General features: G+C 56.9%; 17 protein-coding genes. 2 read left to right on the top strand and 15 right to left on the bottom strand.

Annotated features, from left to right (window positions below; translation table 11 throughout):
- Window positions 1-97: 97 nt before the first annotated feature.
- The 3 genes from WNM05_RS05480 to WNM05_RS05470 form a co-directional block, all read right to left on the bottom strand.
- Window positions 98-367, bottom strand: a complete 270-nt coding sequence (locus tag WNM05_RS05480; protein WP_047238968.1) for a hypothetical protein — start codon at window positions 365-367, stop codon at window positions 98-100.
- Window positions 368-429: 62 nt separating this feature from the next.
- Entirely contained in the window at window positions 430-879 is a 450-nt protein-coding gene (locus WNM05_RS05475; protein WP_434633178.1) for a hypothetical protein, read from the bottom strand.
- 54 nt (window positions 880-933) lie between these two features.
- Window positions 934-2,562 carry a hypothetical protein gene (locus WNM05_RS05470; RefSeq protein WP_434633176.1) on the bottom strand — a complete coding sequence of 543 codons (1,629 nt, stop codon included), beginning with the start codon at window positions 2,560-2,562 and terminating at the stop codon, window positions 934-936.
- A 172-nt stretch (window positions 2,563-2,734) separates the two neighbouring features.
- Between WNM05_RS05470 and WNM05_RS05465 the strand changes: the two genes are divergently transcribed.
- Window positions 2,735-3,082 (top strand): helix-turn-helix domain-containing protein, encoded by a 348-nt coding sequence (locus WNM05_RS05465; RefSeq protein WP_434633174.1) that lies wholly within the window; start codon window positions 2,735-2,737, stop codon window positions 3,080-3,082.
- Between the two features lie 70 nt (window positions 3,083-3,152).
- Here WNM05_RS05465 and WNM05_RS05460 read toward each other — a convergent pair whose 3' ends face one another.
- Window positions 3,153-3,353 carry a hypothetical protein gene (locus WNM05_RS05460; protein ID WP_434633172.1) on the bottom strand — a complete coding sequence of 67 codons (201 nt, stop codon included), beginning with the start codon at window positions 3,351-3,353 and terminating at the stop codon, window positions 3,153-3,155.
- 198 nt (window positions 3,354-3,551) lie between these two features.
- On the opposite strand from WNM05_RS05460, the gene WNM05_RS05455 reads away from it, so the two are divergent.
- A complete protein-coding gene (locus WNM05_RS05455) occupies window positions 3,552-3,857 on the top strand; it encodes a helix-turn-helix domain-containing protein (RefSeq protein ID WP_210563788.1) in 306 nt (101 codons plus the stop codon).
- Here WNM05_RS05455 and WNM05_RS05450 read toward each other — a convergent pair.
- The 11 genes from WNM05_RS05450 to WNM05_RS05400 form a co-directional block, all read right to left on the bottom strand.
- Window positions 3,846-4,751, bottom strand: coding sequence for a hypothetical protein (locus tag WNM05_RS05450; protein ID WP_434633170.1), 906 nt, complete (start codon window positions 4,749-4,751; stop codon window positions 3,846-3,848). The genes WNM05_RS05455 and WNM05_RS05450 overlap by 12 nt on opposite strands.
- A complete protein-coding gene (locus WNM05_RS05445) occupies window positions 4,748-5,731 on the bottom strand; it encodes a YqaJ viral recombinase family protein (protein WP_434633168.1) in 984 nt (327 codons plus the stop codon). The genes WNM05_RS05450 and WNM05_RS05445 overlap by 4 nt, the downstream gene beginning before the upstream one ends.
- Before the next feature lie 88 nt (window positions 5,732-5,819).
- Window positions 5,820-6,050, bottom strand: coding sequence for a hypothetical protein (locus WNM05_RS05440; protein WP_434633166.1), 231 nt, complete (start codon window positions 6,048-6,050; stop codon window positions 5,820-5,822).
- A gap of 10 nt (window positions 6,051-6,060) precedes the next feature.
- The gene (locus tag WNM05_RS05435; protein WP_434633165.1) at window positions 6,061-6,354 is read right to left on the bottom strand and encodes a hypothetical protein; all 294 of its coding nucleotides are present in this window, start codon (window positions 6,352-6,354) and stop codon (window positions 6,061-6,063) included.
- A gap of 12 nt (window positions 6,355-6,366) precedes the next feature.
- The gene (locus tag WNM05_RS05430) at window positions 6,367-7,320 is read right to left on the bottom strand and encodes a DUF932 domain-containing protein (RefSeq protein WP_434633163.1); all 954 of its coding nucleotides are present in this window, start codon (window positions 7,318-7,320) and stop codon (window positions 6,367-6,369) included.
- Between the two features lie 158 nt (window positions 7,321-7,478).
- Window positions 7,479-10,289 (bottom strand): DEAD/DEAH box helicase, encoded by a 2,811-nt coding sequence (locus WNM05_RS05425; RefSeq protein WP_434633161.1) that lies wholly within the window; start codon window positions 10,287-10,289, stop codon window positions 7,479-7,481.
- Between the two features lie 9 nt (window positions 10,290-10,298).
- The gene (locus WNM05_RS05420) at window positions 10,299-10,811 is read right to left on the bottom strand and encodes a hypothetical protein (RefSeq protein ID WP_434633160.1); all 513 of its coding nucleotides are present in this window, start codon (window positions 10,809-10,811) and stop codon (window positions 10,299-10,301) included.
- Entirely contained in the window at window positions 10,811-14,014 is a 3,204-nt protein-coding gene (locus tag WNM05_RS05415) for a hypothetical protein (protein WP_434633158.1), read from the bottom strand. Before WNM05_RS05415 ends, WNM05_RS05420 begins: the two co-directional genes overlap by 1 nt.
- A 2-nt stretch (window positions 14,015-14,016) precedes the next feature.
- Window positions 14,017-14,946 carry a hypothetical protein gene (locus WNM05_RS05410; protein WP_434633157.1) on the bottom strand — a complete coding sequence of 310 codons (930 nt, stop codon included), beginning with the start codon at window positions 14,944-14,946 and terminating at the stop codon, window positions 14,017-14,019.
- A gap of 10 nt (window positions 14,947-14,956) precedes the next feature.
- The gene (locus WNM05_RS05405) at window positions 14,957-15,964 is read right to left on the bottom strand and encodes a hypothetical protein (RefSeq protein WP_434633155.1); all 1,008 of its coding nucleotides are present in this window, start codon (window positions 15,962-15,964) and stop codon (window positions 14,957-14,959) included.
- Window positions 15,964-18,705: a DUF499 domain-containing protein gene (locus tag WNM05_RS05400; protein ID WP_434633154.1), complete on the bottom strand. Its 2,742-nt coding sequence runs from the start codon at window positions 18,703-18,705 to the stop codon at window positions 15,964-15,966. Before WNM05_RS05400 ends, WNM05_RS05405 begins: the two co-directional genes overlap by 1 nt.
- Window positions 18,706-18,894 lie beyond the last annotated feature (189 nt).

Here is an 18,894-nt window from a genome sequence, read left to right as displayed (position 1 = left end):
CATCGTGTCCTCGTAAAAAAGCCCCTGTCCGGCAAGGCCAGACCAGGGGCAAGGGGTAGATAAGGCGTAAGCGTTCAGCCGATTCGGTAGCGGTCCATCAAGGCCGGCATTGCTGAAGGCCGGCGAGCATGGTTTCCCTGAAGCCGGCGGGGATGGCACCCGTCAGCCTCATCTCGGTTTCCAGTGCGACGTATTGGTCCTGCGTATGGCGGCTTTCGTAGACCTTGAGCATGCAGCTGCAGTAGGACTTGGTCGCGCCCCGTCCCATGCAGCCGTTGACGAAGCGTTCTTGCACATCGCTGTCGTAGCCGGATGAGCAGCCGGCCAGCAGCGTGAGCAGCACAAAGATCAGGTAAGGGGTTTTCATAGGTTGTCGGGGATCGGATGAGTAAGGCAGACGAAGGCAAAAGGCCCGCGCCCGCCGTGGTGTTACCAGGTAACGCAGCTATAGGTTTTGCTCTTGCTGGACGGCAATGTCTTGGCCGCGCCGGTCAAAGGCAACGGTATGACTCTTCCATCTACTGTCTTGGCCACCAGGGTCTTGGCCTTGCGGATCCCGTCCCACGCCAGGCGGAAGTTGTCGCCGCCGGCATTCGAGCCGGCATCGCTTGGCGCCAGCGGCGCCTTGCCGTCTATGATCAGCACGAAGTCCTGATTGCTGCCGTAGCCGTATTCCTTGCCGCCCACCGTCAACGTCATGATGGCCGGCGTCTGGCCATCATTGTTGCAGGCGATGTAGAGCTGGTTGCCCTTGGCATCCTTAACCATGTATTCCGACACGCCCTGACCCCAGCCGCTGCTCCAACGGCCGGTTTCGCCAAAGGCCAGCACCTGCTGGCTGATCAATGCCGCCAAGGCGGCGAGTAATAGCGGTTTCATACTGACTCCTGATATTGAAGATGGATCGCCCCGTCTTCGGGGCGATGTATGCCGTCAGCTCCAGCCGAGGGCGGTTTTCAGCGCGGTGAAGAACTGGTCGAAGGTGGACGACGAGAAGGCGATGCCGCCGCGGTCGATGCTGGCCGGCTCCACCAGCGCCAGCTGCAGATGGCCGGCGCGCAGCGCGATGGCGATCTGATTGCCCGCCTGGATGTCATCCAGTTGATTCAGCTGGGCCGCTTTGGCATCGTTCAGCGCGATGCTCAGCACCAGCACATTGGCGTTGCGCGCCAACCGGCTCCAGCGGACCTGGCTGGTCAACACCTGACCATTGGCATCGCGGATGGCGGCGGTGCCGTCGGCGTTCAGCCGCAGCAGATTGCCGTTAGCGCTGATCGGAATGTCGAGGCCGAACACCTGATCGACGGCGCGGTATGACTGGGTCGGATCGCCAATCACATTGCAGGGCTGATTGTTGTGGGTGGAGGGATTGCAGTCGGAGATGCTGACCTGATCCAGACTGCGACGAATGAAGGTGGCGTAGCCGGTGCTGCCGACGGCAAAGTTGCCATGGATCTGGCCCAGCAGCGTGCTATCCAGCAGTCCCTTCATCACCGCGGCAATCGGTTTGCCATCCAGCTTGGCCGCGCGCAGCTCCAAGCGAGCATTGATGCCCGTCAGCGGATGGGTGGCCGTGATGGCGTTACCGTCCACCTGCTGCAACGTCCAGGCGGGTTCCGGGTTCTGGTTGCTGAGGAAGTCGGTCCAACTGCCATCGGCCTTCAGCTCGTACTCGCCGGCGTTGGGCGAGAACTCCCCCCAGACCATGGCCTGCCATTGCGGGCTGACGTACTTCTGCTGCTGGTTCTGGTAACCGGCATTGCTCAAGGTGTCGAGCTCGCGAACTGCCACCGGCTGAGCGCCGCTGCCATTCAGCAGGCCATACCAACTGTAGGTGCCAGCCTTGAGGATGGCGGCCGCATCGACGTTGCGGCTGTACACCGGTAGGCTGGCTTGCGCCGTCACGTCGGCTGGCGTGACCAGATCGACATTGCCCTTCTCCGTGATGGCGTTCAATACCGCCCGCACGGTGTCTGGATCGGTTTTGCCATTGGCGGCGAAAGTGGTGATCTTGTCCACCACCTTGCTGGCCAGCGCCGAGGTCGCGCTGTCCTGACCGGCGATGTAATCGGCGTTCAGATTGACCGAGCCCCCCACCAGCGTTGCCACGTTCTGCTGTGCCGACGCACGGCTGAGACCGGCCTCCATCTGTGCCGCAACCAGCGACGTCAGCGGCGTGACGTGCTGATTGGCGGTATCGCTGAGAATGGTGCTGAGGGTGAAACTGGCCGGGAAGGTGTAACCGGGACGGGACAGATCCTTGGTCGAAGACGTGACCATCACCAACAGCTTCTTGCCGGTGACGGTGCCGCTGACCGGCAGGCTGTAGCTGCCATCCGCCTGAGTGGTGGTGCTGGGCTCGCCTGGATCACAGGCACCGTTGTCGTTCAGATCCAGGCAGACCATCGCGCCGACCAGATAGCCGTCGATGGCCTTGCCGGAGACCTGCTGCGTCGGCGTGGTCGTCGCGCTCGACGAGTTGCCGTCGCCACCGCCTCCTCCGCAGGCGCTCAGTAGCAGCGCGCTGCCAGCCAACGCAGGAACCGTAAATATTTTCTTCATGCCACTTCACTCCTTGTTATTGATGTAAGCGGGGGAATGGGGACGCCGTATTGGCTTGCCAGAGATGAAGCACAGACTTTTCCAAAAGGAAAAACAGGCCTTCATGTCGATTAAATGTAGAATATACACTACATATTTTGACGTGTTTATAGCGTCGTGAATCTGTAGTCAGATGGGCATTCTGACTACCATGACAGATCAGCGCCCCAACGCCCCCGCAGCTCATCCATCGCCGCTCTCCATTGTCTTGGGCAAACGTCTCAAGCACTGCCGACACAACGCCAACAAATCGCAGGAGACATTGGCGTTTGAGGCACAGGTGGATCGCACCTACATCTCGGCGATTGAACGTGGCGTCGCCAACCCGTCCATCGAGACATTGGCGGATATTTGTCATGCAATCGGGATCAGTCTGGCGGAGTTTTTTGCGCCGATGACGGAAGTGCCCCCGGCGCCAAGCGGGGAACGCCGGGTGAATACCGCGACGCCTCCCCAAGTCAAACGCAGCCGACTGCGATAACTTCACGACAACTCTCACCAACAGTGGCGACCCGCAAGCTGGATAAAACTGATTGGTTTCTCATTTGCCATTACTCCTTATTCATCATCCGGGTTGGGAAGGGAGGCTGAGGCAGCTGACCTACCAAGCTCATCACCATGACCAGGGCTAGGCAAATCCGCCCGAACCGGCCGAATCGTCCTGAATAGAGGGCGTGGTAGAGCAGGTAAGCCGCTGCGATCAGCAAGGGATGGATGGGTTTGACGGGATGTTTGGGCATGCACTTCTGCATGAGTAACTCCTGTTGGTCGTAAAACGAATACGCAATCGCCCCTCTGATTTCGTGCTGTGCCCCATGACATCGCCGTCTTTTCATGCGTGCAAACACACATCCAGACCCTTTTCTTAAGAAAACTACGAAAATCGTAGTATGCCTGAAGAAATTTGACAACGATTCTCGTAGTCCTCTTGCATCAATGAGGACTAGAAGATGGCTGGCCACAACGAAATCTGGGGAATGCGCCTGAAGGAAGCGCGGTTGAAGGCGGGGTTGTCTCAGAAGCAGTTAGGGATTCAGGCCGGGCTGGATCCTTCTGTCGCCAGCACCCGCATCAATCGTTACGAGTTGGGCATCCATAAAGCCGATTATCAGATCGCCCAGCATCTGGCGGCAGTTCTGGGCGTACCGACCGCCTACTTTTATGCCGAGGATGATGAACTCGCGAAGTGGATTCTGGCGTTTACCCAACTGCACGAAGAACAGCGGGCAAACGTGCATGCATGGCTAGCGGACTAGTTCTGTTCCATTAACTTTGCCCAGTTGCCGCGTCAGTCGCGCCGGTCGGATCGACGTAGCGGGCGCCTGTGACTCCCCCTCCGGGGTCGTTTCCGGATAGAACTCTTCCAGCAACTGCGGCACGTCTTCTTCCGTCTCTTCGAACTGGCCGTTCTGCAGCAGCCGCTTGGCCATCGCTTCCATCTGCACGGTATCGACGCCTGCCGACTCGGCCTGTTCGGCTTCGGCACGCGCCTGGGCCACCGCATCGATCAGGCTTTGGCTGTCGCGCAGCGTCAGATCGACGTAGTAGACCGGGGTGCGGTAGGACTGGGCTGTGCTCTTGGCTCGCAGCCGCAGCGTCAGCGGCAGGTAACGGGTGAGACCACCGCTGACGGCTTCGAAGTAATGCAATCGCGCCGCCAGCGTGCGCACCGAGTTGTAGCCCGTAGTCCGGAAAATGAACGTCCCCAGCTCATCCTGCTGACCGTCCACTTGCACATTGAGCCGGCCATACAGCTTGCAGCCGGCGTCGCGGGCGAACGGGCAGCGATCCGGGCCGGCGCAGGCGGTTTCTTCCAGACCATTCGGGGCCACGCGGCGTGCGGTTTCGCCGTTACCGACGCACAGCGGGCGCCCGCTGGCGCGGTCGAAGGCGCTGTATTCGGCACGCAGATTCAACTCGCTGTGGTTGAATGGCAGCCGTACCGGAATGGCGCGGATCTTGCCGTTGTTGGCCTGCTCGGCCAGTGATTGATGCAGCGGGTGCAGCAGCCAGCCATCGCGGTTCTGCACTTGGGTGGTGAGGGTGAAACTGTCGTCCTTCTCCGGCAGCAGCTTGTCGTGGCGTTGCACCAGCTTGCCGATGCTGATCCGTCCGATAACGGGCGGAGTGATGGCGAGTCCCTTGATCATGATACGTTCCTTTCGGTTTGCAGCAGGAAACGGCGGCGGCCGGCCACCGTTTTGCTGTATTGCTTCAACACCTCCGGCTGCTCCAGGCCCAGCCGTTCCAGGTCGGTCAGGGTGCGATCCTTGGTTCGCTTCCAGCTCACCCTGCCGCCGGTAAACACGGCAGTGCTGGCGCTGCCCATCACGTTCTGCAACTGCTGCTTGGCATAGGCCTCTTGCGCTTCGATGTCCTCACGGCGCAGTTTCAGCGCCAACAGGGTGTCGAACAGTGCGGTGCCTTCGCTCGATTCGGACAGATCCACCGTGGTGCCGCTGTCTTGGGGAAACAGCCATTGCAATGCCTGGCCTGAATCGTCGGAGCCGTCCGGCTGCGGCGGCTCGTCCCGCTCCACGCTTTGCCAGAAACACGCTTCGCGCTCAATCAGATCGGCGATCTTGTCTTCGTCCCGTTCGATGCGATAAATGCGGAAGTCCTGACCGCCGATCAGCACCGCCACATCGGCCCAGGCATGGCCGGTAACGGCCAGCTGATGCAGTACCTGGCATTGGTAGGCGATGGGAATGCCGTCCTCCCATTGCGGGGCGCAGTGGTAGCTGGCGGTCTTGATTTCGAGAGTGCCGACGCCAGCATCAACGCCGACGACTTCGCGGTCCAGATTGGCCAACATGAAGGGATGCTCGGCATGCTGCAGCACCGCGTTGACGCGGCGCACTCTCCGTCCGGTGCGCTGGGCATAGACCCCGGCCAGCACCGGCTCCAGGATCGTGCCCCATAGCACCGGCTCTTTCTGCGCCAGGTCATCTGGCGCCTTGCGGCTGGTCTTCTCCAGCCACAGCGACAGCGCGCACTTGTACGGCGACAGGCCGATGGCTGCCGCCGCGTCGGACGAACCGATGCCCTGGCGGCGAATCGCCAGCCAGGCCTCGCGCGACAGCTTCAGGGTGGATGCCAGGCGCAGCGCCTGGCCGTAACGTTCACGCATGATGCGCTCCAAAAGCATAACGCCCGATCTGGCGCAGGCCAGACCGGGCGGGAAGGAAAGGGAAACAGGTAAAACGGAAGGGAAGCGTTCAGCCCACCGGAATCAACTGCCGCAGCTGGGCTTCGCACGCCGCGCGGCTGGCAAAGCCCCGCAGCGGGAAATAGTCAGCCCCGTCGTCCGCGGCATCGTCCCAGTCCACGATGGTGACGGCGCAATCAGGATGCGAGGCGTAGACGGCGCTGACCATGCCACCGGAAACGGTAATGATGATTTCCAGCGGCACGCCGGATGGGGCGGCATTCAACGGTTTGTCTGTCATGGGGTTCTCCTCACCAGTCATACGCCGGCAGCTCCGGCACCACATCACCATCGGTATCCAGCCGTAGCCAGGTGGCGGCTGGGTAATGCGTCTGTACCCAGCGCATCAGTTGCTGAAGATCGGGATGCTGCGGAAACTGCTCGATGGGATCGCTATCGCTTTCGCCCAAGGCAATGAAATAGCCGTTGCCGTATTCGGCGAAGGTCATCTGCCCCCAGTCGCCGGCATGGTTCTGCAGCCAGACGTTGGTCTGCTCACAGATATGGGTGGTGGAAAGCACGGGAAGGGTCATGATCCAGTTCATGGCGCCACCCTCTCAAGCGACCAGCGCCCGCGCCTGCTCCAGCGCGCGCTGTTTCAGCTGCGCGCCCTGGCCAAACCAGGCTGAATCCAACCGGTAATCCTGATTGCGGGCGCGACGATGGTGATCCACATACTCCGTCACCGCATTGAGCAAGCCCCAGGCCGTACCACGCGCGCCAGTCAGCATGGAGCCCATGCCAGCCCCGCTATAGAGCGCGATCAACTGCTGGGTATGCTTGGAGATCGGCAGGCTGTCGTCGTCCACCACAGCCTCTCCCATCACTTCCTGGAAGAATTGCTGCGCTTCCTGCGGCGACACGATGCGCTGGCTCAGTTGCTTCAGGTTGCCGATGAAACGATCCCAGGACGACAGGCCGATCCCCAGCGCTTCCTTGACCGCCTTGGGATCGAATACTGTCGAATGCGGCACCTTCACCGCGCCGCTGTTGTCGCCTACGGCCAGCTGCAGCGTGTTGTTGCACACCACCCGCACCGAAGTGAACTGCGCGGTAGTCGCCAGCGTGCCATCGCAACTGGTGGCCAGCAGCAGATAGGCTTTGACCGAGTCACCGCTACGGATCTGAGTCTCCTGCCCGGTGCGTGCCAGCGCCCACAGCTTGCGCCCACCCTTCAATACCCCAGCAGTTTCCAGTTCGAAGCCGCCGGCATGCACCAGATCGTTGTAGAAGCTCAGCACCTCATGCGGCTGCACCACCTTGTAGCGGTTGGAGACCACCGACAAGGGCGCGAAGGTATCCGAGCGGTACAGCACCTTGGCGTCGGCATGCGGCCGGATGTGCATGCCGCCCGGCACCACATTGAACAGCACGTCGCTCTGCTCGATGGTCCAGTCCATCCCCGCCTCGCGCTGCCAGATATCTACCGGCAACCCCTCAGACAAACGATTGCCCAGCCCATGCCACGGCGTGGCGCCGACATAGGCCATGGTTTCCACTAGATGTGCCATTTCACTCTCCCAGAAATAGAAACCCCGGCACGTGGCCGGGGCGATGAATGGATGCGGGCGGTAGCCCGGTGGTAGCTCAGGGAGGTAATATGTGGGTGAAATAATTTAGACTTGTTCAAGTCTAAATAAGTCTTAAAGACATGGGGTGCTTGATACCTTTAAGATTGATTTGGTTTCAATTTAACAGGTGATGGCAATACCTCTACATAACCTAAGAGTTCAGCCGAATAGCTGCTGTCACCACTCACGGGCCCCTTGTGCTTGAGTTCTCGCTGCAGTGTCGGCTCAATCAACTGTGCGAATAATTCCTGCCGTTGCGCTGGTGAGAACATAGGCAAAGTTACCGGTGCCTGCAGGTATTGCTCAGCCAGTCGTTCGACCATGGGAACCCGTGTTCCATCCTGCCTAACAGCTATTGATTGAACGACGACTCGACGTTCTCCATTACCCGTGGATGCTTCGACCATCCAGAGAGAAAGCAAAACTGGAGCACCCACATCTCCTGAAACTGCAATGCCAATATCCTCGGGTGGAACGCCGCACCAGCGTCCAAGCTCTTCCTGTATCACCGGATGATCTAGGCCCATCAGCTCCACGTTATCGCTGCTCGTCGCCGTATCACGATTCAAGGTAAATCGTGCCCGGCGAGTGCCGTCAATAGTCACGAGGTCGTAGGTCTCCTCGTCAATCTTGACCAAGCGCTGCTGACGATCTGCCACTGCAGCCGACAGGAAACGCACCAGCCGGTCTAGGCTAGACGATACATCGGAAAATGGCTTGTAATCATCGAGGCTGAAGCCTTCTAGATCTTGGAATAGATCAAACACCACCTGCCGCGCTTCACGTGAATTTGAGAGCGCCGCTTCCAACTCCACCTGTGTGCGTTTCAACTCTGGATCAGACAACGCTTCCTGGTACAGGCGGTCATAGTTGAGACGCTCGGAGAGTTGGCCAAGGATCTGCGCACGCAAGTCTTCAGCCACGTTACCTTGATCGTCTACTTTGCCGACCGTCTTGGCGATTTCCGTCAACTTATCATCAAGCATCAGGAAAATTCGCCCTTCGATGGTATCAGACAGAACTAGATTGTAGACCTGTGCCGTGTGGTTCTGTCCATAGCGATGGATGCGCCCGATGCGTTGTTCCACATCCATCGGATTCCATGGCAAATCGAAATTGAACAGAATGCGCGCGAACTGCAGGTTCAAACCTTCTCGCCCAGCCGCTGTACACACTAGAACACGCGGCCCATCTTTCAGACGGAATTTCCGCTCTGCCGCCAGCTTGGCACCGTGGTCACCGCCACGCAGCACCACCACCCCCTGACCGGGATAGGCCTGCTCAATCTCGCGGGCAATCAGTTCTACCGTGCCGAGGTAGGTAGCGAAAATGACAATCTTCTCGCTTACATTCTGCCGCCACAGATAGCCCAGTCCATCGAGCAATTTCTGCGCCTTGGTCTCTCGCTGCTGCGGGAATACCTTGAGCAGATCGCCAATGCGCAAGCGCTCCTCGGGCAGGTGAAGTTCCACGACAGCCGACGCAGCTTCCTCAGCGTGTGTTGCGGAATACTCGCTCCCGTAGGGATCGGAAGCCATTTCTAACGCCTCCTGATCCAGTTTTCTGACCAAACGGTACTTCAGATCCGCCAGCACATGATCTACTTCGCTACGCCCGGTGCTGTCGTGTGGCAGGTCAAATTCTTCGTGAATCAATGCTCGAGCTTCTTCAGTCAGCCGCTCACGGCCTTCAATATCCAGCTCCTTGTCGCGCAGTAACGCTTCATGCAACGTCAGCATCAGCAGGCGGCGTTTGAGCGTGCGGCGCACAGCCGAAAAACTGGAGGCCGCAATCTTCTGGAAAATAGCCATTAGAAATCCGAGCGCACGCCCCTGATTGCCTTGGTGGCGGGCCAGATCGAAACCGTCCTCCAGATACTCGCGCAGCTTCTCATAAAACAGTCGCTCGTCCTGATTCATCAGGAAAGACTCTGTATGCACCCCGCGCCGCGCGAACAATGGCGAACCATCGGGCTGGCAGGCATCGGCCTTGGTGCGGCGGAACATTACAGTATTGAGCCGATGACGGTTCTCCAGCATCTCTTCGGGACTGCCAAACAGCGTGGAATTCAGGAGCTGCGCCAGCATCCAAAACTGGAAGTGATTACCCTGATGCGGCGTGGCCGAAAGCAGCAGCAGGTCACGCGAGTGATCCTTCAACGCCTCGGCTAGCTTGTAATTCTCGGTCTTCCTGACCTTGCCACCGGTGCGATAGGCGGTTAGATGGTGGGCCTCGTCAAACACCACCAAATCCCAGCGCGGCGCATCGAGCAATCGTTTAATACGCGCCGAGCGTTTGAGTGTATCGATGCTTGCGATTAGCCGGTCGTGTTTGGCAAAAGCATTGGTCTTGCGGTCAGTGATGTCGCCTTCGGAGCCGAAAACCTCAAAATCGAGGTTGAACACTTCGTTCAGCTCGCGGTGCCAGTTATTCACCAGTCCGGCAGGCACCACCATCAGGGCGCGGTTCAACTCGCCCCGGCTGGCCAGCTCTCGCAAAATCAGCGCAGTTTCGATGGTCTTGCCCAAACCCACCTCGTCGGCAATCAGATAGCGCCGCGGGGATGCGGTGGCAATACGGTGCGTCAGCACCACCTGATGTGGCAGCAGGTCGATCTTGGCCGAGGTGAGTGCCGACGCGCTTTCCAAGACTGGCAGTGCGTGGGCCTCGTAGGACAACCACGCTTTGCGCGCCCGATCTGCGCTGCCATCACTGTTATCGCTCAGGCCACGCAGGATGCGCTCGGTACGAGATAGCTGACGACGCACCGCGCCAACAGGCACGCGGCGCTCACCCGCGCCGAAGAAGGCGCGCAAGTAACCATCGTGCGCTAGGTCAAGAACGACACCTTGGCCAAATTCATGGTGGGTGATCCGTTCGCCAGGTTGAAACTGAGCTTCTGCTTCCACGTACCCACCTCAGGTAATACGCAAGTGAAAAAGGCCTGCCGCTTTTGCACCCTCGCGCAGCAGAATTTCCTGTGGGTACTCGTTGGCCTCCCCCCAGAGTAAGCGGCCAAAATCGAGCTGACTGCCCCGGTACGGCGCTTCGCACAACCACGACACGGCATCGGTCGAAGCTTGCACCGATAGGCGGTTATTCCCCTGCGGTAACCAGAAAATCAGTGCGGCTTCACCCGCGTAGGCGTCCTGGAACAAAAGAATGGCGCGTTTGATTGTGTCCCCCAGCCAAATTTCACCCTGATCAGGGGCCAGCAAATCAAGGCTGCCCTCCAGCCCAGCCACCACTAGCGTCTGGTTATCGTTGCTGGGTAGGTCTTCTGGCCACCCATTCCCATTCAGAGCGGCAGCCCGTAAGAACTGTCGCAAGCTCCACACTTCGCCAGCCGTGCATACCATATTGCGTGCCTCCTCATCCCACAGCCAGCTGGTACCGCGCCGTTGCCACACCGTGTCGAGCACCTGTCTCATTAATACTCCTCCTCAATCCAGTCCACTGTTTTCGGAATAGGCTGTTGATTTGCGAACCAAGCGTTATAGATCGACACCGCGCGCGAAGCAGCATTACGCGTGATTTGATCCGGCCCATTTTTCTGAAACCATTCCAGCAGCGGTTTGAGCGCTATGTGCGGTTTGAAGCTATCGTTCTTTAATGTGTCTGAGACATTGATGCCGCTGCCGTCCACACAAGCACCGATTAACACTAGAGCCTGATCCAAATCGGATGTCAGACGGCGGCGATGTTTGCTTGACCAATCGCGGGCAAAATCAAGCGGGTTGGTGCGCGTGAACACTTTTTTAACTTCAGAACACCAGCTTCGCTGAACAAAGTCATCCGTGGTGGTAATGGTTCCGCGCAGGAATTTCTGCAGCTGGTCACGTTGCAGAGACAGTTCGGTACCAAAGGTACGCAGAAACTGCTGTGTCATCGGTTCAGCATTTGATGGTGGCGGTTCTTTACCTTTATTGGCGTCTTCATCAATGAGCTGGTTGATACCAACTAGTGCCTCTCTAACCGAGATGGTGCGGCCTTCATCGACATAAACCTTGCCATAATGACGAGAGAAATATTCCAGTGCCTTGCCACGCCGGATCACCTGAATGTCTGCAGCGGGCAAGCCCTCCTTGGCGTGGTTCTCTAGCATTGACTGCAACTGGCGCACATCCGCCATCACCTCGCGACGCATTCGGCCCCAGCTTACAGGCTTCGGCTCTTCGGTACGTTTACGGCAGACGTGAACAATGTCGTACTCAATTTGCTGAGAACCGAAGGTTCCGGGTTTGCTACCCTCACCCTTGGTTTCGTCGCTGCGAATCGGATATGCCGCTTCCAAATAGAAGCCTGCATCGAACAGGCTTTCCAGAACCGACACCCATGGCTCGTCTTGGCTGTGGTGGAATGTGAAGGCCAGAATGCCGCTGGGCTTCAGAATTCGAGCGCATTCACGCCAAACGGCAGTGAGTAACTGTTGATAGTAGCCTTGGGGGTTATCTGGGTTGCGGACGGGGTTGTCCACGGCTTCCAGCGATTTTGGTGTCAACTCAAGCGCCCACTGCGGATATTTACCCTTGAGCGCAATGCGGAGCCAAACATGGAAAAAATCAGCCAGTTCAGCGTATTGAACATTGTTGCCGAACGGAGGATCTGTGATTACCAGATCCACGGAAGCCGCTGTAATATCGTCAAGCTCCGTCGAAGAACCCCAACGTACCAAACCACCCAAGAGCGCGTCGCCGGGGCGGACCTTCTCGCTCTTACCAGACACAGCATCCCTCAGGGATGGATTCTCAAGCGTAACCCGTTCATTAGATACAAGTTCCCATGGGTTGGTCGCCCACTCGCGAGATTCAATCAGTCCCTCTGCGCATGAACTCCAATTACCGCGTCCCAGTTTCCCGAAAACACAGTTTTCAACTGGAGTGTTCTTAGGGTAGTAGTTATTATTCGAAAAATGCGGTTCCAACTTGTCTGCCTGTGTATTCCACAGGCAGAGCATGTTCTGGTTGCGAAGGTACTGCTGGAATGCTGCCAAGACATATTCTCGTGTCGCCCACTGATACTCGTGAGAAGAAACGGTAAGGATCGCCTTGAGCAGCTGAGATTGAACAAGCAGCTGCCTCGCATTGAACATGTCCGCAAATGTAGGGTATCCGTGTTCAGGGATCTTCTGATAGGTTGTCTTGAATCCCTCTGGAACGGCCGTCCTCGGCCAGTAATCGCTCAGGTCGCCGTTCTTGCGAGACTCCCATTCAGCAAACGCCTCATCAAGCTGGCGAGAGTCATTCAACGCAGCAAAAAACCTACCTCCATAGCAAGCTCCACTGGCCTTGAGCCTCGGCGAAATGGCTTGCACTGCGTAAGCAGCCATCGGAGCCTTTCCACCATTGCCGGTCATGGATTTCAGGACATCTTGCACCGTGCCACATGACGCACAGGCGAAAGCAGATTTTTTGGCAATTGTTCCCTCGCTGGTCTTGATCGTTACCTTGCTTTCCGGACACGTTACTACTTCGGGTAGTTCGCCACGCACTTCCAACAACCGAATCTTCCCAGCGCGCTCTTTGTTCCATCGAGCGGTGGACGCCACATCATCCTGTACAGCACCACCATAAGGCTGGTCGGTCGCATCCTGCTTGGGCGAGCCGGCCAGCCATTGGGGATGCACTAGCAGGCTAAGTGCGACCTTCTTGTTCTTCCCCTTACCAAGGTTGACCGTTGCCATATGGCCACAATGCGGACAGATCACCCCTTTCCGGTGGTCGAGCACAGAAAATGGATGTTCTGAAGGTACTACATACAGAGGCGCATCCGGAGCCATCCGCGCGGTGTTTTCCTCAATGTGGAACTCGCTGCCGCACTCGCGGCAGGTGTGTTCCCAGTGCTTGACGCTGAGCGTCTTCACTGCCATCACTGGGCTGGACATGATCGGCGTTCGGTGTCCGCAGCCTGTCACTTGACAAGGACCGTGCTTGGCCCAAAAGGTGTAGATAATTTCCGGGCCTTCGTAGCGGTAATCCTTGCGCTCGTTGCTCGGAATGGCCAACGGGTCAAAATCAGCGGGCATCACCTTCGAGGTCGGCAGATGTGTCCATGTACCATTCTCGCCTTTCGGACCGTCGCAATAGTAGTACGGCATGATCTGTGGCTTAACCTCGGCTTCGATGTCGGCGAGCAGGCGCTTTACCTCCTCCAGATCAACGTTGGCGAGCTCTTGCTTGACCACAAACCACGCGACCGGGTTTAGGTCGTTGCCGACCATTTGCATGCCAAGACGAGAGCCTTCCACCAGCGTGGTGCCTCCCCCCATGAAAATGTCAGCCACCTTTAAGTGCTTGAACGCGCCTTTCTTCTGATGATTGGCGTAATAGTTGTCCCACACAAGTTTTGCTGCGTACGATTTGTCTTCTGGGGCCTTGGTGGCCGCCGCGATCAACATCGAACGGAACACGCTGGAGCGACGCCGCGCCCACCACTTCGACATCTGATAAATCGGCTTGCCTGCATTGCCTTCGATGATCGCCACTTGATTGACAGGCAGGATCGGGAAGTCCACCTCCAGGCAAGTCTTGGGGCGGTTTGGATCATTGAAATCGACGGTTTCAAGCGCGACCATCTTGCCGGCGCCGACGGCCTTGGCGACTTCTTGAGCAAGTAATTCTTTTTTAGTAGCCATTTTTATCTTCTTACCGCCCCAATTAACATATCGATACCGTAAAGTGCTTTGACAACACGCGCTAATGCCCTCATTTTTATCATTAGCTTGTTATCTCGCCAATTATTTTCAACGGACATTTTTGACTCAATATAGCGAGAAATGAGATATCTCGAATCGTCCTGATCATTATTGCTCGCCATTAGGCTAACAAAACGACTAACAAATTCATCGACGGATTCACTTGTTATAGCTTCGCCGGTCATTAAATCACTTATATGATCGTCCAGCACTATTCGCAATTGGCGTGAATGTACCTCAATCGGCTCACTGTGCAAGCTCACTTCATACCTAGTATTGAAGAAAAACTTATGATCCTCTGGCGCTCCCGGCACACTCACTGTGGGAGGAATACATATCAGTCCATCGAATAACGGCACAGATGCGTAAGCAAGATGCCCTCGCGAAAAAAATGGGTGGTGCGAGTCAATCCACGGTCTATCATCATAGGATGGATAGCCCCCAACTCTCAGCCTAGCTGGGTCAATAAAAGTTGGGGCAACGTAATAGACTCGGCACCCGGAACTTTCCATCTCAAACATCAATTGATGTTGTGACTTAGGTGCTTTTTTCGCCATTTTTCGAAGCGAAAAATGGAAACAGCCGTCACTATCGTCATATTTAAATAGTCTACGCTGCCTGTATGCATCAGATTGTGATTTCGCAGGTCTTGAGGTGTAGTCTGGTAATTTGTATTGAAAGAAGAGAGGCTGCGCTTCCATAACGGCAGCATCCCAACCTCGATCCACCTCGGCACCTGGAGATATTGGGACAATATTAACAGAATTAAATGGGCCAGTTACTCTTCTATATACGGATACAATGTAGTCATGAACATTTTGTTCGATCAATGGTGCATCGCTCGGATCAACCCATGATGGTATTTTTTTCATGACTCAGTCGTTATTTTGTAAGTTCGATGAAAGGCGATAGCACTTCAAGTAACGACAAGCCACCGTGAGTTAACGTAGGATAACCACCTTGACTGCGCCACTTTCGGCGGCCCAGCGCCAACAGATGCGCACCCAGTGCGCTGTCGATTTGCAACGCCACAGGAGGAACAAAGGGACCTGCATCACCTTTACCTGCCTTGCTGCGCCCACTGGAAAAGGTCTGCTTGAGGTGGGCGGCAACCTCGCCATTGGCGTCAGGGAAGTAACCCGTGGCGGCGTAGCCATGATCCGAGGTAACGACCAAGCGCCGCCCCGTAGCCAGGCGCTCAACAAAGGCCCAGAAGTCGTCGCTGGAAAGCTGCTGTGCTGCGTCCTTGGTCAATAGCTCCAGCCCTTGGCCTGCACCGTACTCGTGCAGCTTGGCGTCCGGCCAGTGATGCCAGAACACCCAGTTCTTCGCGCCTGAGGAGCTTCCCACCAGCCTTTCGCAGTCCTTCCAAGGCAGATCAATGGCTTCGGTCTGCGCGGGTTGCAGTTTATGCGCCAAACCACCGCCATTGGCCTGCAACTGGCTACGACTGGCGAAACTCAGTGCACGGGCGAATTCGTTGGTTTCGCTTGGCAATTCGGAGGCGGTAGCTGTGACCCCATGTAGTGTGAAGCCGCGCTTTTTGGCCCCCTGCAGCAACCAGGGCAGCTCGCGTAAGGACAAGGCGTCCAAAACCAGCACGGCATGGGCAGTAAAAGGCTCTGCCCACCAGCGCGCAAGACGGTCGGAGGTGCGCTCCACTCCACTGATCTCAGGCTGGCCGAAGCTTTTCCACAGATCCCAACCGCTGGATGCCAGGAACAAGTCGAGTTCTCCGACCTCGCGGTCTCGCTTGACGACCTCGCTAGGGGCATTGCCTTCCTCTAGTGGTCTTGAAGCAATTTCGAGTGTGCGATCGATGATTAAACGCCACGCATCAGCAGCAGTGCCCTGGGTTAGGCGTTGCAATACTCCTGCATCGAGCGCCATCAGTTGTCCTCCTTCTCAAGACTCAACTCGAAAGTCATGCCATCGGGCAGTTTTTTGAGCAGCTCCTTGAGCTGCGCGCCGGTCGCTGCAGATACTTTGATCGAAACTTCAGCCACGGGCGTGGCCGGGCCGATGCCCCAACCTTCGAGCTTGCCGATCAGGTTGAGCGGCGAAGTAGGCGGGTTAGAGAGCGAGATGCGCGGTTTGGTGGTGCTTTTGCCGCCACCGAAGATGTCGTCGCCGCCCGAGGATGAGCCGCTGCCGGGAGTGTTATTGCCACCGGCAAGTGGGGCTGGTCGCGTGGTTGTGCTGCCGCCAAATATATCTCCCCCATTTTCACCAACAGGTAGTTGCGGCGCGGGTGGCGTGGTGCCACCGGTAGCAGGCACCGCCGAGGGCTCCATCAGGAACACTTCATCAAGCTGACGCCCGGTGTAGAAGAGTTTGGCCCGCAAGCGCCGCCACGCGGTGTCTTCGTCTTCGCCAGAGTGGGTTTGCAGATGCTCCAGATTGCGCAGGTTGATGGCGATCTTGCCGCGTGCACACAGGCGTAGGATACGCTCTTTCATCACTGTTTCACCCAACCAGGGGATACAATCCAGGCCTGCCGGGCGTGGCTCCTGTAGCTCGCGAAGCAACTTGCCGAGTGGTGCATTCTCCGAGGCGGCCTCAAGGACAAGGTCTTCGAAATCTTCAGGAACGAAGAGATCGTTTGTCAGCGCTTCCTCGATTGCTTCAGGTATTTGTGCACCTTGTTTTTTCAGATGCTCGACATTGAACAGAGATTGCTGTGGATTTTGGTGATCGTAGCGGTGTAGTACAGTGAAACGGTCAAAGCGCTTCTTCAGGTTGTCACGCAGGGTGCCTTCAAATTCTTTGTGCAGTTTTTTGTATTCTGGGTTCTGGCTACACCATTCCAGCGCTTTCATTTCAGCGCGTGCGAGAATGAGCAGGTCTCGATCAAGGAATGCATTGGTGGAGCCAGATCTGGGAAGCAAAAAGCGAATGGTGTTGCGGCGCTTTTGCAGGTGATCCTTTAGCCAACGGCCAAGCGTCTGATCGATTTTCTCTGGCTCTTCCGGCAGTACTAGGATGGGCAGGCGGTCATCCCAACGCTCGGGCTGTTCTGCTTCGTCGAGTGGTGTCCATGGGTCCATCTGCCAAGATCTGGGCAACGCGATCACGCGGAAGTTTTTTGCGACCTCGTCGCTGCCGCCAATGACATAGCGAACTTGTTTGGCCAGTTGCGCCTGATCGGAGCCATCGGTGAAAAGCTTGTCGTTACGGGCACAAGCCATCAATTTGGCACGAGGGTTTTCTTCCTCCCGGAAGACCAGACGTGCGCCGTCTTGATGAATATTGAAGCTATTCTCGACAATCGTGGCCAGCTCGACCTGAAAGGCATTGCTGTCCACTGGCTTGCTTCGGGTGATATCCACCTGCAGCGTGACTGGATCGGCACCAGCAAGGTTGCCAACAGCAATCGAACGTAGCCACAGAGCCCCCACGATCTCTTGCAGGTGTGGCGCAAGGTTAGCGTGGTCGTACACCGCCTCAGTCACAGAGATGATATTGTGCTGTGCCTTTTCACGAAGAGTGCGATGGTGTTCGTTTGACACCGAATCCAGTAGCGCGCCAATGCCTGAGGCATCATCATCCAGCCGGAAATCGGCAGCTGTGAGCACCGGCACGGCTTCGCCACGGCTCTTGTAAAGATTGGCCAGGATGCGAATCATATCGCGTGTTTCCTGCGCATCAGTGGCGATCAGCACCTGTTCCTCAAGCAAACGCAACAGGTGAGGCGCATAAGGCCAAGACTCGTTGAACTCGCGGCGCTTGCGTTCCTGCTCGGCAGGCGGCACATCAAGCAGGCGAAAGTATTCTGAGACGTGCTGAGCGACCAGTGACTCGATGGTACCGTCGGCTATCTGCAGACGGTTGTCGAATAGACGGTGCAGCAACATTCGTCGCCGATCCTGCTGGATACGCTCTGCATTGCCCCCGGCCTTGAAGTCAATGGCCACTGGATTGACGCGGTGAACCTGCTGATAGGCATCGCTGCCGCCATTGCGAACGGAGATCACGAGCACCAACAGATCAGGCCGCTCCTTAGCGATCTCCGAAAGGATCTGGATAAAGTTGAACGCCCAATTCTTCCAGGGATACTGCTTAGTATTGGTCAGACCATCGTACCAAGTCTGGAACTCATCCAACAGCAACATCGTCGGGGTGTGCTCCAGAAGCTCCATGATGAGCTTGTCGGAGGGGATGTCGGTCTTGGCCGCCCCCATACCTTCCCACTTACCCTTGATGAACTCGCCACGAGGATGACGTTCAAACAACAAGTCCCACAGGAATTTGTAGCGCTGACGGTGCAAACTTTCACCGATAACTAGCATTCCATCGCGCAATCCAATCTTGCCGATGCTGGCGTTACCTAACATCGTGGCCCAAGAATTTAGCCATGATCTGGTCGAGTTGGGATCGCTGACAGCGTGATACAGTGCTGCCATCAAGTGCGACTTACCCAAGCCACGCTCTCCAATCACAACTACCGGTCGCCCTTGACTCGGGCCAACAGCCTCGATGCCCTTCAAAAGATCATGGGTCGGATACGTGATCTCCAAGAACTGTTGCGCGGCAATCTGTGTCGCACCAGTGTGGGAGTCGTTGGAGAGCTCAATAGCTGTCCCTTTGAGGCGCTTGCCCTTAAATTCGTCCCTTAGGGTCAGTCCAAGCATTGTTTATTTTCCAATCATTAAATTGTCTGCCCCCTCGACCTCTCCCCCGAGATCCTTGGCGGCATGGGCACTCTGCATTAGTCCCAGGCCATACTTTTATGTAAGCCCTAACATAACCTAAGGTAACCAGGTTGCCGAAGGCTCCCGGCCATGAGCGTGGCGCACAAATATTTCTTTTGCATTACCTGA

It is taken from the genome of Chromobacterium sp. CV08, assembly GCF_051129845.1.
GTDB lineage: Bacteria > Pseudomonadota > Gammaproteobacteria > Burkholderiales > Chromobacteriaceae > Chromobacterium.
Note: the sequence above shows the minus strand (reverse complement) of the source record. Positions and strands in the feature narration are given on the sequence as shown.